Below are 13,812 nucleotides of genomic sequence, written 5' to 3'. Positions count from 1 at the left end.
CCCTGAAGGGACGTTGCCCTTCATTGTGTACGACTTATTGACACTGTCCTGCAAGCGGGCGCCACGATTAAGGTGACCTCAGTCATTTCGGAGCCAGTGCATGATCACCGCCTACATTACTCACCCCGACTGTCAGTTGCATCACATGGGCCCCGAACATCCCGAAAGTCCCTTGCGGCTGGATGCCATCCGGGCAAGGCTGATGCTATCCGGCGTGCTGCAGCAGACCATGCAATCGGATGCCGTCGAGGCGACCGAAGAGCAGCTGGCACGAGTCCACCCTCTTCGCCATCTGCGGGCACTGGACAAGTGCGTGCCGGAGCACGGCATCGTCACGCTCGACAGTGACACCATGATGAATCCGAATAGCCTCAAGGCGGCAAGGGTAGCGGCAGGCGCCGTGGTGCGCGGGGTCGACCAGGTGTTCCGGCACCAGGCCGACAACGTCTTCTGTGCGGTGCGTCCCCCGGGACATCATGCCGAAGCCACGGACGCCATGGGCTTCTGCTTCTACAACAATGTGGCGGTGGGGGCGGCCCACGCCAGGGCCAAGTACGGGGCTCGCAAGATCGCTATCCTCGACTTCGACGTGCACCAGTGCAACGGTACCATCGACATCTTCAAGGATGATCCCGAGGTGCTGGTCTGTACCAGCTTCCAGTACCCCTTCTATCCCTGGCGCTACCTGCGCAGCGAATGGAACAACGTGGTCAATACGCCCTTGCACGCGGGTACCGACAGCGCTGCCTTCCGCCAGGCGATCGAGGACGACTGGCTGCCTGCCCTGCATGCCTTCAAGCCGGAAATTGTGCTGGTCTCGGCGGGCTTCGACGCCCACCGCGAGGACCCCATGGCGGAGCTCAATCTGGAAGACGAGGACTACCACTGGATCACTCTTATGGCATTGGAGATCGCTGCTCTCTATGCCGATGGTCGGCTGGTGTCGGTGCTGGAAGGCGGCTATGACCTCGATTCCTTGGGACGTAGTGCCGAGGCACATCTCAAGGCCCTGCTCGGGCTGCCCTTCGGCGAGTGACCTCCCCGCCGAGGCGATAGCAGCGCCTGAGGCTCACGCTTGCGCCCGGTCTCCCGGCCGACGCGTCGGTACGGCATCTAGCTCGAGCCGGCCCGCGCCATGGATCGCCTGGAAGTGGCGTCCCTTGGCGCGGGCGATCAGCAGCACGCCGAAACGCTCGGCCAGTTCCACGCCCTTCTGGGTCACGCCCGAGCGCGATACCAGTATGCCGATCCCCATCTGCGCCACCTTGAGCACCATCTCCGAGGTCAGCCGTCCGGTGGTGTAGAAGATGTCGGCATCGGTGCTTTCCGCCGCCGCCAGCCACTGGCGGCCGGCCAGGGTGTCCACGGCATTGTGACGCCCCACGTCCTCGACGAAGTCCAGCACCCCCTCCTGGCGGCACAGCGCGCAGCCGTGCACGGCACCGGCACTTCGATAGGTCTCGTTATAGGCACCGAGGTTGTCAAGCAGCCGGTAGAGCACCGATTGACGCATCACGGTGGCCGGCAGCGGACGCAATGAGGTGGCCTCGAGCAGCCGGCCAAAGACCGTCCCCTGACCGCAGCCGGTGGTCACCGTCCGCTGACCCAGGCGCTCCTCAAGATCTTCGGGCAGGTGGCGGGTGACCACTGCGGCTGCCTCAACCTCCCAATCCACATGTACCGCCTGGAGGTCCCGTTGATCGACGAGCAGCCCCTGGTTGCGCAGGTAGCCGATCACCAGGGCCTCGGGGTCGGCCCCGAGAGTCATCAGGGTGACGATCTCTCGCTTGTTGAGGTACACAGTCAGGGCCCGTTCCGCGGCGATGGCCTGCCGTTTGGCGGCGCCGAACTCGTCGAGCACCTCGATCTCCAGGGTGGCAGGCAAGCGCGCCCGACTCAGGCTGATCTCTTGCATCCACGGCTCCTCGATAAAAACGTTGATTGCCGATAATGGCATTGTCTCCCCTTACTGTCTTTACTATCAGGTACACAAGGTTGGAGACCCCTCCCCATGTCATCGATCACCAGCATCCGTCCTCTCAGCTTCGATGTCGTCGGCGAACCGCTCTCCATCAAGGGCTTCACCACGATACGCTGGAAGATCATCGAGCTCGTACCGGGGCACGACGGCCCTTGGGCGCTGAACCTGCAACTCTACATGACCGAACGCGCTGCCTACCGCTTCAACCTGACCAGTGGTACCCCCCGCCTGTTCGTGCAGGCCGGTGAGGCCGGGACCCGCCCAGCACCTGTTGCCATCACCGCCAGCCAGGATGTGGCAGCGAGCTGGCTCGATGGCGAGCACCGCGTGTTGGAAGTCGACATGCCGCTGGCGATACAGGCCTGGATCGAGGCGTATATCGCCCACCATGGCGAGGCCCCGGCGGAGGGGCGCAAGAAGAAACGCAAGGGTGCCGGGCGTGCCCGGGAGATCGAGGCATGAGCAGGCTCGAGAGATGGTCCCGCCTCAAGCGCGGTGAGATCCCGGCCTCGCCGGAGACCACGGCACCGCCGCGCCAGGACGATGAGCCTGACCGGGAAACGCTGGAATCCGATCACCCCGACCGGGCTGCCGAGCCCTCCGCTTCGCCGGCGTCCGGCAGCCTCGATCACACTCTGCCCGACCCGGATACCCTGCCCGCCGGCAGCGACATCAAGGCCTACCTGGCCTCCGGGGTCAGTGCCGGCCTGCGCAAGCGCGCATTGCGACGCCTCTTTGCCGCGGACCATTACGGCATCCGCGACGGTCTCGATGACTACGACGATGATTATCGGCAGAAGCTCCAGCCCCTGGCCAGTGAGGTGGCCGAACGTCTGCGCAACTGGACACGCCGACAAGTGGAAGACGACAACGACGCCCTGGAAGAAAATGGCCGAGAGGCCAAGGAGGCATCACACGCCGATGCCCAGCAGGCTACCGTCGGGCACGACAAGCAGGTAGAGGTGACACGCGAAAACATCGAGAAAGAGCAACCCGAAGAAGAGCAACAACCCGAGGAAGAGCAACAACCCGAGGAACTGGTGAGCAACCCCAGCCGAACGCCAAGTACGCCTTAGACCAAGGGAGCCTTTGTGCGCGGTGCCGATTCGACCAACACTCATAAATAAGCACTTAACAATAAGAACACGTTCATCCTACGCCACTCGACCGTGAGACTGCATGAACCAGCCAATCAATATCATGCCGGTGGACGACGACCGCAACCGGCAGGCCCGAGAGGCGGCACACCGCCGTGTCTCCTGGCCGCTCAATCTCACCCCGGCAAGTGTCGCCTACCACAGCCAGGGTCATGCCCTCGTGCTCGGCAACGAGCGTGACGTTCGTCGGGCGGCTCGAGCCCTGCACGAGCACGGCCTTCCCCTTCCGACCCTGCTATTCACCGAGCCGATGGACAGCAGCGAGACAGGCGAAGAGGACGAGGCGCTTCTCGCCGACACCGCCGGCATGACCAGCCAACGGCTATCCAGGGCACAGGCGCGTACGGTGGACATCGAGGGCTACCTCGGACACTTCACGGTCCGCATGGCAGTCGAGGACGGGCCACTGGACCTGGCAAGGGCGCTGACTGACCGCGAGCATTTCGATCTGATCCTCGACTTGGGCGAGTCCCCGGTGCTTGCCCTCGAGTTGCCCCCGCCGGGCTATCTCGCCCTCGCATGGCATGACACGCAACGTGACGACCAGCTTGAGGCCCTCGCCGGGCTGGTGGGCGAGTTCGACAAGCCGCGCTATTTCCAGATCGACAATGCCCTCTGTGCCCATTCTGCCAGCGGCTATACGGGCTGCACCCGCTGCCTGGACGTCTGCCCGGCCGATGCTGTCCACAGCCACCAGGGCCGTATCGAGGCATGGATCGAGATCGATCCCTTCCGCTGCCACGGCGTCGGAAGCTGTAGCAGCGCCTGCCCCACCGGGGCGATCCAGTTCCGTCTCCCCGAGACGGCACGCCAGCAGGAGACCCTGCTCGCCTGGCTTGCCGCCTATCGGGAAGCCGGTGGCACGGCGCCGGTGGTGCGCTTTGCCGAAGCCGGTGATCTGGTCGGGGAAAACGATGCCGCAGGCCATGTCCTCGACATTCCGCTTGAAGAGTTGGGGGCCGCCGGACACGACCAGTGGTTGACCGCCCTGGCCGGCGGTGCCGCCGAAGTCCGCATCCAGTACCGTCCAGGAATGCCCGGTCGCCTCACGAGCTTCATCGACGATCAGCTCGACCAAGCCCATGCCCTGCTCCAGGCCCTCGGCCACTCACCATCACGGTTGACCCGCTTGATGTCCGGCGACATGGCCGCTCGCGACGCCCTGCCGGGCGAGGCGCCGCTGGTTGGCGAACCCCTGGCGTTCACCGGAAATGACAAACGCGACCGCCTCGATAGCGTACTGACCCACCTGGAGGCCCTCGGCAGCCCCGATGGACAGCGCCACACCCTGCCGCCCGGCGCCGCCTATGGGGGCCTGGCCGTCGATGGCGAGGCCTGTACGCTGTGCTTCTCCTGCGTATCCAACTGCCCCACCCCGGCACTGGCCACCGGTGACGACCGTCCCCTGTTGAGCTTCCGCGAGGCAGACTGCGTGCAATGCGGGCTATGCGCTGAGGCCTGTCCGGAGGATGCCATCACCCTGGTACCCGGTTTTCTGGCCGACCCGACCCGACGAGAGCGACAGGTCCAGCACGAGGAAGCGGCCTTTCCATGCATTCGCTGTGGCAAGCCGTTCGCCACCATGAGTACCGTCGCGACCCTCAAGGCCAAGCTGGCCGATCATCCCTACTTCGCCGGCGATGCTCTGGCCCGGCTTGAGATGTGCGAGGACTGCCGCGTCAAGGATGTGTGGCAGGCCATGGCCCGTGACCCTGAAGCGCAGCTGAAGGTATGAGTCTCATGAGCGAATTGAACGAACGTGATGCCCTGCGAGCCGATGTTTACCGGCTGCTGGCGAGGCTGCTGCGCGAGGCGCCCGATGCCTCGCTGCTCGACTGGCTAGCCGGGCTGGAGGTCGAGCAGGACGGCACCCTGCTCGCCGAGCGCTGGGCGTCACTGATCGCCGCGGCGGGAGAGGCCCGGGCTGAGGCCCTCAAACGCGCCCATTTCCGTCATCTGGTGGGGGTAGTACAGGGCGACATCACGCCCTATGCCTCCTGGTACCGCAACGGCGAGCTGATGGATGCGGCGCTGATCGCCCTGCGCCGCGACCTCAAGACACTGGGCTTCCAGCGTGCCGAGCACAGTCGGGACCCGGAAGACCACCTGGCCGCCTTGTGTGAAGTCATGGCCATGCTGATCGAGGCCCGCTCCCCGGATGAGGCGCGCTTCTTCATGGCCCATCTCGCCCCCTGGGCCTCGCAATGCCTGGCAGATCTCGGCCAGGTCGACACCCCTTTCCACGCACAGCTGGGCCTGCTCGGCCAGGCTTTCATGGAAGTGGAGACTCGGCGACTCGAGGCCGAGTCGCTCGAGGATCCGGTAAGGATCGTCGAACCCTGACACCTCACAGCGGACCGTGATGCCATAACCATAACGGGGCCCGGCAGTGGCCCTAGACAGCACGAGTAGAGGAGACATCCCCATGTCCAACACACGCAACCCCGAGCGCCGGCGCTTCCTCAAGACACTCGGCGCCGGCACCGCCGCCGCTGGAGCGGCGGCGGCGGTAGGCCATGTGACCCTGGCCCAGGCCGACGCCAAGCCAACGACAAAGGCCGCTGAGCCCTCCCGAGAGTACCGGGAAACCCCCCATATCCGTGCCTTCTACGCCACCCTGCGTGACTGACGGCCCCGAGCCAGGAGAGCGATGCCATGCGTCTGACACCTAGATCCGATACCCCGAGGGCCGGTGGGCTGGGGATTTCCCGCCGCCAGTTCCTCAAGCGCAGCGGGGCCACCACCGGCGGCCTGGCCGCCGCTGGCTTCATGGGCGCCCCCATGATGCAGCGTGCAGAGGCTGCGAAGGAGACTACCTGGTCCGAAGCACCCGTCGAGACCAAGCGAACCATCTGTTCGCACTGCTCCGTGGGCTGCGGCGTCTACGCCGAGGTCCAGGAAGGCGTCTGGACCAAGCAGGAACCGGCCTTCGACCACCCCATCAATCGTGGTGCCCACTGTGCCAAGGGCGCCTCCTTGCGTGCCCACGGCAATGGTAACCGCCGGCTGAAATATCCCATGAAGCTGGTGGGCGGCGAATGGCAGCGGCTGAGCTGGGACGAGGCCATCGAGCAAATCGGCAACAAGGTCCTGGAACTCACCGAGGCGCACGGACCGGACAGCATCTACTGGCTGGGCTCGGCCAAGTTCAGCAACGAACAGGCCTACCTGATGCGCAAGTTCGCGGCCCTGGCCGGGACCAACAACACCGACCACCAGGCGCGTATCTGCCACTCCACCACCGTGGCCGGGGTGGCCAACACCTGGGGCTACGGGGCGATGACCAACTCGCTCAACGACATCCAGCATAGCAAGTCGATCATATTCATCGGCTCCAACCCGTCCGAGGCGCACCCGGTGGCCATGCAGCACATCCTGCTGGCCAAGGAGCGCAGCCAGGCGCAGATCATCGTCGTCGATCCGCGCTTCACCCGCACCGCGGCCAAGGCCGACAGTTTCGTGCGGATTCGTCCAGGGTCCGACGTCGCCTTCATCTGGGGGCTGCTGTGGCACATCTTCGAGAACGGCTGGGAGGACCGGGAGTACATCGACCAGCGCGTCTACGCCATGGACGAGGTGCGCAACGAGGTGGCCCAGTTCCCGCCCGATGTGGTCGAGAACATCACCGGCGTTTCCGAGGAGGCGATGCGTGACACCGCTCGGCGAATTTCCGAGAATCGCCCGGGCTGCGTGGTGTGGTGCATGGGCGGTACCCAGCACACCACCGGCAACAACAATACCCGTGCCTACTGCATCCTCGAGTTGGCTCTGGGCAACATCGGCAAGTCCGGCGGCGGGGCAAACATCTTCCGCGGCCACGACAACGTCCAGGGCGCTACCGATCTGGGCCTGATGTCACACTCGCTGCCCGGCTACTATGGCCTGGCCGAGGGGGCCTGGAAGCACTGGGGACGCGTCTGGGATCTCGACTATGAGTGGCTGAAGAGCCGCTTCGATCAGACCGAGTACACCGACGGCAAGCCGATGTACTCGAGCGGCATCACCGTCTCGCGCTGGATCGACGGGGTACTCGAGCAGGAAGAAGACATCTCCCAGCGTTCTCGTCTCAAGGCGATGTTCTACTGGGGGCACGCGGTCAATTCCCAGTCCCGTGGTCCCGAGATGCAGCAGGCCATGAAGCAGCTCGAGATGATGGTCATCGTCGACCCCTATCCCACCGTAGCTGGGGTCATGCACGACCGTCAGGACGGTGTCTTCCTGCTGCCGGCCTGCACTCAGTTCGAGACCACCGGCAGCGTCACGGCTACCAACCGCTCCATCCAGTGGCGTGACAAGGTGATCGAGCCGCTGTTCGAGGCCAAGCCGGATCACGAGATCATGTACCTGCTGGCCAGGAAGCTGGGCTTCGGTGATGAGCTGGTCAAGAACTATCAGATGAACGGCGATGAACCGCTGATCGAGGATATCACCCGGGAGTTCAACGCCGGCATGTGGACGGTCGGCTACACCGGCCAGAGCCCGGAACGTCTCAAGGCCCACCAGCAGAACTGGCACACCTTCAGCTTCAGCGACCTGCGCGCCGAAGGCGGCCCGGCCGATGGTGACTACTATGGCCTGCCCTGGCCCTGCTGGGGCAACGCCGAGATGGGCCACCCCGGCACACCGATCCTCTACGACACCAGCAAGAAGGTGTCCGAGGGCGGCCTGACCTTCCGCGCCCGCTTCGGTATCGAGCGTGACGGCGAGAATATCCTCGCTGATGGGTCGTTCAGCGAAGGCTCCGAGCTCGAGGACGGCTATCCCGAGTTCACCGACACCATGCTCAAGGACCTCGGCTGGTGGGACGACCTGACCGACGCGGAGAAGGCCGAAGCGGAGGGCAAGAACTGGAAGACCGACCTCTCCGGTGGTATCCAGCGCGTGGCGATCGCCCACGAGTGTGCCCCCTTCGGCAACGCTAAGGCGCGCTGCAACGTCTGGACCTTCCCCGACCCCATCCCCAAGCACCGCGAGCCGCTCTATACCAGTCGCCGCGACCTGGTGGCCGACTACCCGACCTGGGACGACGTGGCCTCGCACTACCGCCTGCCCACCCTCTACAGGACCATCCAGGAGAAGGATGTCACCGGGGAGTACCCGATCATCCTCACCTCTGGGCGTTTGGTGGAGTATGAGGGCGGCGGCGAGGAGAGCCGTTCCATGGCCTGGCTCGCCGAACTGCAGCAGGAAATGTTCGTCGAGATCAATCCTGCCCTGGCCAACGACCTGGCCATCGCCGAAGGCGACATGGTGTGGGTCGAGGGTGCAGAGGGTGGCCGTGTGAAGGTCAAGGCTATGGTCACGCCACGCGTTGCCCGCGAGGTAGTGTTCATGCCCTTCCACTTCGGCGGCATGTTCCAGGGTGAGAGCCTGCATGATCGCTATCCGGAAGGCACGGCACCCTATGTGCTCGGCGAGGCGGCCAACACCGCCACCACCTACGGCTATGACTCGGTGACCCAGATGCAGGAAACCAAGTGCACGCTGTGTCGCATCGAGAAGGCAAGCTGAGGAGAATACCATGGCCACTATGAAGTTCATGTGCGACGCGGAACGCTGCATCGAGTGCAACGGCTGCGTCACCGCCTGCAAGAATGCCAACGAGGTGGAATGGGGGATTCAGCGCCGTCGCGTGGTCACCCTCAATGACGGCGAACCCAGCGAGGTCTCCATCTCGGTGGCCTGCATGCACTGCGATGATGCCCCCTGCATCGCCGTCTGCCCCACCGAAACCCTGTTCCAGCGCGATGACGGCATCGTGCTGCACGACAAGGACCTGTGTATCGGCTGTGGCTACTGCCTCTATGCCTGCCCCTTCGGCGCTCCGCAGTTTCCGAAGGAAAATGCCTTCGGTGAGCGCGGCAAGATGGACAAGTGCACCTTCTGCGCAGGCGGGCCGGCAGAGACGGCCGAGGAGGAGTACCAGAAGTACGGGGCCAACCGCATCGCCGAGGGCAAGCTGCCGCTGTGCGCCGAGATGTGCTCGACCAAGGCACTACTGGCCGGCGATGCCCAGGAGGTCGCCGATATCTTCCGTCAGCGAGTGGTCCAGCGGGGACACGAGGATGGCGGCTGGTCCGGCAACCCCAGAGCCGATGCCGATTCCCTGGCCTACGATGCTACCCAGCAGGGGTAAGGAGGTCATGTCATGAGAACAACCACACCCTGGTGGGCGCTATGGCGACTACCCTTGTTGATGCTGGCCCTGGTGGTCAGCCTGGGGTTTGCTCAGTTTGCCCTGGCCCAGGCGGACCCGGAACGGGAGGCGGCTACGGCCGTCCCTGCCGTTGACGCTGATATCTGGCGTCAGATCGAGAGCGGCGAGACCGGGCCCAACTACCGGTCCAGTCGCTTTGGCTCCGACTACAACCTGATCAATACCGTTGGCGAGACTTGGCGGCAGCTTCGTGAGCGCTGGGTTTCCCCCTTCGGAGTGATCGCCGTGGTGGGCATGATCGTATTGATCGCACTCTTCTACCTGCTGGTCGGCCGCAAGAAGCTCGATGAGCCACGAACGGGGCGGAAGCTGCTGCGCTGGCCCCTGATGGTCAGGTCCCTGCACTGGACGGTGGCGACCCTTTTCATCCTGCTCGCTCTCACAGGACTCAACCTTGCCTATGGCAAGGCGGTGTTCCGTCCAGTATTCGGTGATGGCTTCTGGGCGGCGATGATGTCCGGCACCAAGCTGATCCATAACTATCTAGGGCCCTTGTTCGGCATCCTGCTGGTGATAATGCTGCTGCGCCTGCTGGCCGACAACATTCCCCGCAAGCATGATCTGGCCTGGTTCGCCAAGGGTGGCGGCCTGGTCGGCAAGGGCGTCCACCCGGATGCCGGTTTCGCCAACGGCGGTGAGAAGCTGTGGTACTGGCTGCTGGCCACCGCGGGCATCGCGGTGATCGTTAGCGGCCTGGTGATGGATTTCCCCAATTTCGGCCAGGCTCGCGACACCATGATATGGGCCAACATCATCCATGCCGTGGGTGCCTTCGGCCTGACGGCCGTGGCACTGGGTCATATCTACATCGGTACGCTCGGCACCGAAGGCTCCTTCGAGGGCATGGCAAGCGGCTACGTGGACGAGACCTGGGCCAAGGAGCATCACAACCTCTGGTACGAGGAGGTCAAGGATCAGGCGGTTTCCGAGGAGCAACTGGAAGCCAACAGGACGTCCTCTCAGGGCGATGAACCGGCCCCCCGCTCTGGCTGAGCGTTGGTTAGGATACTTCCTTTGACGCCGCCTTCGGGCGGTGTCTTTTGTTAAGCTGCCACCAGGGACGCGAAAGCCACTCACAGGAGCCCTTCATGCAGCATCTCGACGACGCCACCCGTACCGAACTGGAGGCGGCCGCCTTTCGCCGCCTGCTCCGCCATCTGGACGAGCACAAGGAGGTGCAGAACATCGACCTCATGAATCTCGCCGACTTCTGCCGCAACTGCCTCTCCAAGTGGCTGGTGGCCGCTGCCGATGAGCGCGGTACCAACCTCGACTACGAAGCCGCCCGTGACTACGTCTACGGCATGCCCTATGCGGAGTGGAAGGCCAGGTATCAACAGGAGTCCACCCCCGAGCAGATGGCCGCCTTCGAGGCGCGCCAGGCCGCCAAGCAGGAGCAGAAAGACGGATGAGCGAGCCGATGATTCCCCTCTCCGTCGCGGTGCTGACCATCTCTGATACCCGCGACGAGCAGACCGACCGCAGCGGCCAGGCGCTGGTCGAGCGCCTCACGTCGGCAGGACACGCGCTACATGACAAGCGCATCGTGCCCGATGACGTCTACCGCATTCGTGCGGTGATCTCTGCCTGGATCGCCGATCCCGACATCCAGGTGATACTGACCACCGGTGGCACCGGCTTCACCGGCCGTGACTCTACCCCCGAGGCGGTCTCGGTACTGCTCGACAAGCAGATCGAAGGATTCGGCGAGCTCTTCCGGCAGCTTTCCTGGCAGGAGATTGGCAGCTCCACCGTGCAGAGCCGCTGCCTCGGCGGACTGGCCAACGCCACCGTGGTGTTCTGCCTGCCCGGTTCGACCGGCGCCTGCCGCACCGGCTGGGACGGCATTCTGGCCGCGCAACTCGACAGTCGACACAAGCCATGTAACTTCGCCAATCTTGTCATCCCCGAGCGAGGCCAACATGTCTGACAGGAGCACCCATCGTCGACATAAGCCATGTAACTCTCTATACGTTCAGGCCAACCTTGTCATCCCCGAGCGAGGCCAGCATGGCTGAGCTGCAAACTGTCGAGGCGGCACTGGCGGCGCTGCTTCGGGATGTGACCACGACGCCGGCGGAGCTTCTTCCCTGTGAGGCGGCAGCGGGCCGCGTGCTCGCCGAAGCCATCGAAGCCCGGCTCGACGTGCCGGCCTTCGATAACAGTGCCATGGACGGCTATGCCCTTCACCACCGTGATGCTGGCAAGCGGCTGCCGATCGCCCAGCGCATCGCCGCGGGCTCGCCGGCCAGGCCCTTGGCGCCAGGCACTTGCGCGCGCATCTTCACCGGGGGCGAAATCCCCCCGGGAGCCGATTGCGTGGTGATGCAGGAGCGCGTCGAGGTGGAGGCCGAGCTGGCCGCGATACCGCCCGACATCCCGGCAGGCGACAATGTTCGCTTGCGCGGTCGTGACGTCGCCTGCGGCGATTCCCTGCTGTCTGCCGGAGAGCGCCTGGAGGCCGCAGCGCTGGGCCACCTGGCCGGCCAGGGCATCACCGAGGTAATGGTCCGCCGTCGGCCCAGGGTAGCGCTGCTCTCCACCGGCGACGAGATCATCGACCCGGGCCGGCCCCTTGCCCCGGGCCAGATCTACAACTCCAACCGGCCGATGCTCAGGCGTCTGATCGAGCGCTTCGGGGCAGAGTTGACGCTGGTCGCCTCGATTCCCGATGACCCTGCGGGAACCCGCGAAACATTGGGTGCCGCCGCCCTGGAGGCCGACCTGGTTATCAGCACCGGCGGCGTTAGTGTCGGCGAGGAGGACCACGTCAAGGCCGCCTTGGAATCACTGGGCCAACTGGATCTCTGGCGACTGGCGATCCGCCCAGGCAAGCCCCTCGCCCTGGGTCGTCTACCGGGGCGGGAGGGACGCGAGGTACACTTCGTCGGCTTGCCCGGCAACCCCGTCTCCTGTTTCGTGGGTGCCTGGATTTTCCTGCGTCCACTGCTTGGCGCCCTGCAGGGCTGTCCGGCACTGGCGGATCTGCCCTGTCTCCAGGCTCGTGCGGATTTCAGTACCCGTACCGGTCCGCGTCGCCATTACATGCGCGTGGTACTCGAGTTTGGCGGGGACGGGATCGTTGCCAGGGCATTCAGGGACCAGAATTCCGGCGTGCTGTCATCCTGCATCAGCGCCGATGCCCTGGCGGTGATTCCTGCCGACAGCCGGGTCGAGCCAGGTGATCCGATTGACTGCCTGTGGCTCAGGGTCGAGTGATCGGCCCCTTGCCCTGGGAAACACCCAGGGCGTCATTGACTGCAGGCCAGAGCCTCGCGAAATCCTTGGCGAGTCGCTGGTAGTCCTCTTCCAGCCAGGGCACCAGCTCAGCCAGGCGATTGGGTCCCGACAGCCGCTGGCCGATGCCCGCGATGGCCCGACAGGTGAACGCGAAGTCGGCGTAGCGATTGAGCCAGTCCTGCTCCACCAGGATCGGCATCATCGCCGCCAGTCGAGCCGGGGCGGGTCGCCTGGCCAGTATCCGGTAGCAGCGATCGGTCAACTGGTTACGCTCATCGCTCGTCAGCGTCCTAGCCGTGAAGTGGTCCCAGACCAGATCCAGGGCGATGCCGGCATAGCGGCGCTGCCTGCGCGGTGACCGAGCGAGGACACCCAAGACCACCGGATGGCCATCGACGAAGGCATCTACCCGCCGGTGGTGGCGAATACCTGCGGCCTGCTGTGCATTCCAGGCCGACAGGTCTGCGCCTTTCACTCCATCGGCGATCAGGTTGCCATAGAGGAAGTCGTCGCTTCCGCCCCGGGCGAGCCAGCCATGGGCAAGGAAGTTCACGAGTGGCGGATCACAGACAATGAGTGGGCTTGGGCAGCCCGGCGAGGCGCGCGGCGACCTTGGCCGGACTACCCGGAAAGAGTCGCATCAGGTGGATGGAGCGCCCCTTCTCGGGCCCCAAGGCCTGCCCCACTGCTTTGACCAGAGGGCGCATGGCAGGCGCCATCTCGTAGCGGGCATAGAAATCTCGTAGTACCTCGAGGATTTCCCAGTGCTCTGGCGTAAGCACGATGCCATCTTCACTCGCCATGGCCTTGGCCACTTCGGGCGACCACTCTGTTATGTTGACGAGATAACCTTCCGGATCTATGGCGTATTGTTGGGATGCTATAGATAGATAACGGTATATTTCCGTGGTTGCCATCAGTACCAGCTCACCGTGCGTTCGGCTTCCTCGGTCAGGATCACGAAGCCATCGACATCGACCACCTGCACACTGGCGTCACAGTGCCCCAGCAACCCGCGGGACGCCAAGTCCTCCCTGAGGGCGAAGAGCCGGCCTTCCAGGCCGGCGTAATAGGGCACCAGCTGAGGGAGCGCCCCCTGAACCCCATCCTCGATCAACAGCAGGCGATCTTCCGGCGACATGCCGGCCAGGGCCTGCAGATAAACTCGGCTGGTCGCCGGTGAACGGTTCACGATATGCAACAGCATCGGCGCACTC

The 13,812-nt window shown here is 64.5% G+C and carries 16 protein-coding genes; 12 read left to right on the top strand and 4 right to left on the bottom strand.

The annotated features are described in order from the left end of the window. Window positions 1-100: 100 nt before the first annotated feature. A complete protein-coding gene (locus tag BMY30_RS00375; RefSeq protein ID WP_089709653.1) occupies window positions 101-1,036 on the top strand; it encodes a histone deacetylase family protein in 936 nt (311 codons plus the stop codon). Between the two features lie 33 nt (window positions 1,037-1,069). On the opposite strand, the gene BMY30_RS00370 is transcribed toward BMY30_RS00375, so the two are convergent. Continuing rightward, on the bottom strand, window positions 1,070-1,915 hold the full coding sequence (locus BMY30_RS00370) for a formate dehydrogenase accessory sulfurtransferase FdhD (protein ID WP_089709652.1): 846 nt from the start codon (window positions 1,913-1,915) through the stop codon (window positions 1,070-1,072). A gap of 96 nt (window positions 1,916-2,011) precedes the next feature. Between BMY30_RS00370 and BMY30_RS00365 the strand changes: the two genes are divergently transcribed. The 11 genes from BMY30_RS00365 (at window position 2,012) to BMY30_RS00315 (ending at window position 12,574) form a co-directional block, all read left to right on the top strand. Continuing rightward, a complete protein-coding gene (locus tag BMY30_RS00365) occupies window positions 2,012-2,443 on the top strand; it encodes a DUF3305 domain-containing protein (protein WP_089709649.1) in 432 nt (143 codons plus the stop codon). Next, complete coding sequence (locus BMY30_RS00360) at window positions 2,440-3,057, top strand: DUF3306 domain-containing protein (protein ID WP_089709647.1); 618 nt, start codon at window positions 2,440-2,442, stop codon at window positions 3,055-3,057. The genes BMY30_RS00365 and BMY30_RS00360 overlap by 4 nt, the downstream gene beginning before the upstream one ends. Before the next feature lie 103 nt (window positions 3,058-3,160). Beyond that, a complete protein-coding gene (locus BMY30_RS00355; RefSeq protein WP_089709645.1) occupies window positions 3,161-4,873 on the top strand; it encodes a 4Fe-4S dicluster domain-containing protein in 1,713 nt (570 codons plus the stop codon). A gap of 5 nt (window positions 4,874-4,878) precedes the next feature. Further along, window positions 4,879-5,481, top strand: coding sequence for a TorD/DmsD family molecular chaperone (locus tag BMY30_RS00350; protein ID WP_089709643.1), 603 nt, complete (start codon window positions 4,879-4,881; stop codon window positions 5,479-5,481). Window positions 5,482-5,563: 82 nt separating this feature from the next. Then, window positions 5,564-5,767, top strand: a complete 204-nt coding sequence (locus BMY30_RS00345; protein ID WP_089709641.1) for a twin-arginine translocation signal domain-containing protein — start codon at window positions 5,564-5,566, stop codon at window positions 5,765-5,767. Window positions 5,768-5,793: 26 nt separating this feature from the next. Beyond that, window positions 5,794-8,649, top strand: coding sequence for a molybdopterin-dependent oxidoreductase (locus tag BMY30_RS00340; RefSeq protein ID WP_089709639.1), 2,856 nt, complete (start codon window positions 5,794-5,796; stop codon window positions 8,647-8,649). A 10-nt stretch (window positions 8,650-8,659) separates the two neighbouring features. Then, window positions 8,660-9,274, top strand: coding sequence for a formate dehydrogenase FDH3 subunit beta (gene fdh3B / locus BMY30_RS00335; protein ID WP_089709636.1), 615 nt, complete (start codon window positions 8,660-8,662; stop codon window positions 9,272-9,274). A 12-nt stretch (window positions 9,275-9,286) separates the two neighbouring features. Continuing rightward, window positions 9,287-10,348, top strand: a complete 1,062-nt coding sequence (locus BMY30_RS00330; protein ID WP_089709634.1) for a formate dehydrogenase subunit gamma — start codon at window positions 9,287-9,289, stop codon at window positions 10,346-10,348. Window positions 10,349-10,443: 95 nt separating this feature from the next. Then, window positions 10,444-10,767 carry a DUF1244 domain-containing protein gene (locus BMY30_RS00325; protein WP_089709632.1) on the top strand — a complete coding sequence of 108 codons (324 nt, stop codon included), beginning with the start codon at window positions 10,444-10,446 and terminating at the stop codon, window positions 10,765-10,767. Then, a complete protein-coding gene (gene moaB, locus BMY30_RS00320; RefSeq protein WP_089709630.1) occupies window positions 10,764-11,285 on the top strand; it encodes a molybdenum cofactor biosynthesis protein B in 522 nt (173 codons plus the stop codon). Before BMY30_RS00325 ends, moaB begins: the two co-directional genes overlap by 4 nt. An 80-nt stretch (window positions 11,286-11,365) precedes the next feature. Then, a complete protein-coding gene (locus BMY30_RS00315; protein ID WP_089709628.1) occupies window positions 11,366-12,574 on the top strand; it encodes a molybdopterin molybdotransferase MoeA in 1,209 nt (402 codons plus the stop codon). On the opposite strand, the gene BMY30_RS00310 is transcribed toward BMY30_RS00315, so the two are convergent. From BMY30_RS00310 to tusB, 3 genes are read right to left on the bottom strand one after another with little or no spacing between them, the layout of a single operon-like run. Next, window positions 12,561-13,148 (bottom strand): acyl carrier protein phosphodiesterase, encoded by a 588-nt coding sequence (locus tag BMY30_RS00310; RefSeq protein WP_089709625.1) that lies wholly within the window; start codon window positions 13,146-13,148, stop codon window positions 12,561-12,563. The two genes, BMY30_RS00315 and BMY30_RS00310, sit on opposite strands and share 14 nt — an antisense overlap. A gap of 10 nt (window positions 13,149-13,158) precedes the next feature. Continuing rightward, window positions 13,159-13,512: a TusE/DsrC/DsvC family sulfur relay protein gene (locus tag BMY30_RS00305; RefSeq protein ID WP_089709624.1), complete on the bottom strand. Its 354-nt coding sequence runs from the start codon at window positions 13,510-13,512 to the stop codon at window positions 13,159-13,161. After that, a complete protein-coding gene (gene tusB, locus BMY30_RS00300) occupies window positions 13,512-13,802 on the bottom strand; it encodes a sulfurtransferase complex subunit TusB (RefSeq protein ID WP_089709621.1) in 291 nt (96 codons plus the stop codon). Before tusB ends, BMY30_RS00305 begins: the two co-directional genes overlap by 1 nt. Window positions 13,803-13,812 lie beyond the last annotated feature (10 nt).

Source organism: Halomonas daqiaonensis (assembly GCF_900109725.1).
Classification (GTDB): domain Bacteria; phylum Pseudomonadota; class Gammaproteobacteria; order Pseudomonadales; family Halomonadaceae; genus Halomonas; species Halomonas daqiaonensis.
The sequence above is the reverse complement of the archived record's forward strand: the minus strand, read 5'-3'. Positions and strand labels throughout refer to the sequence as shown.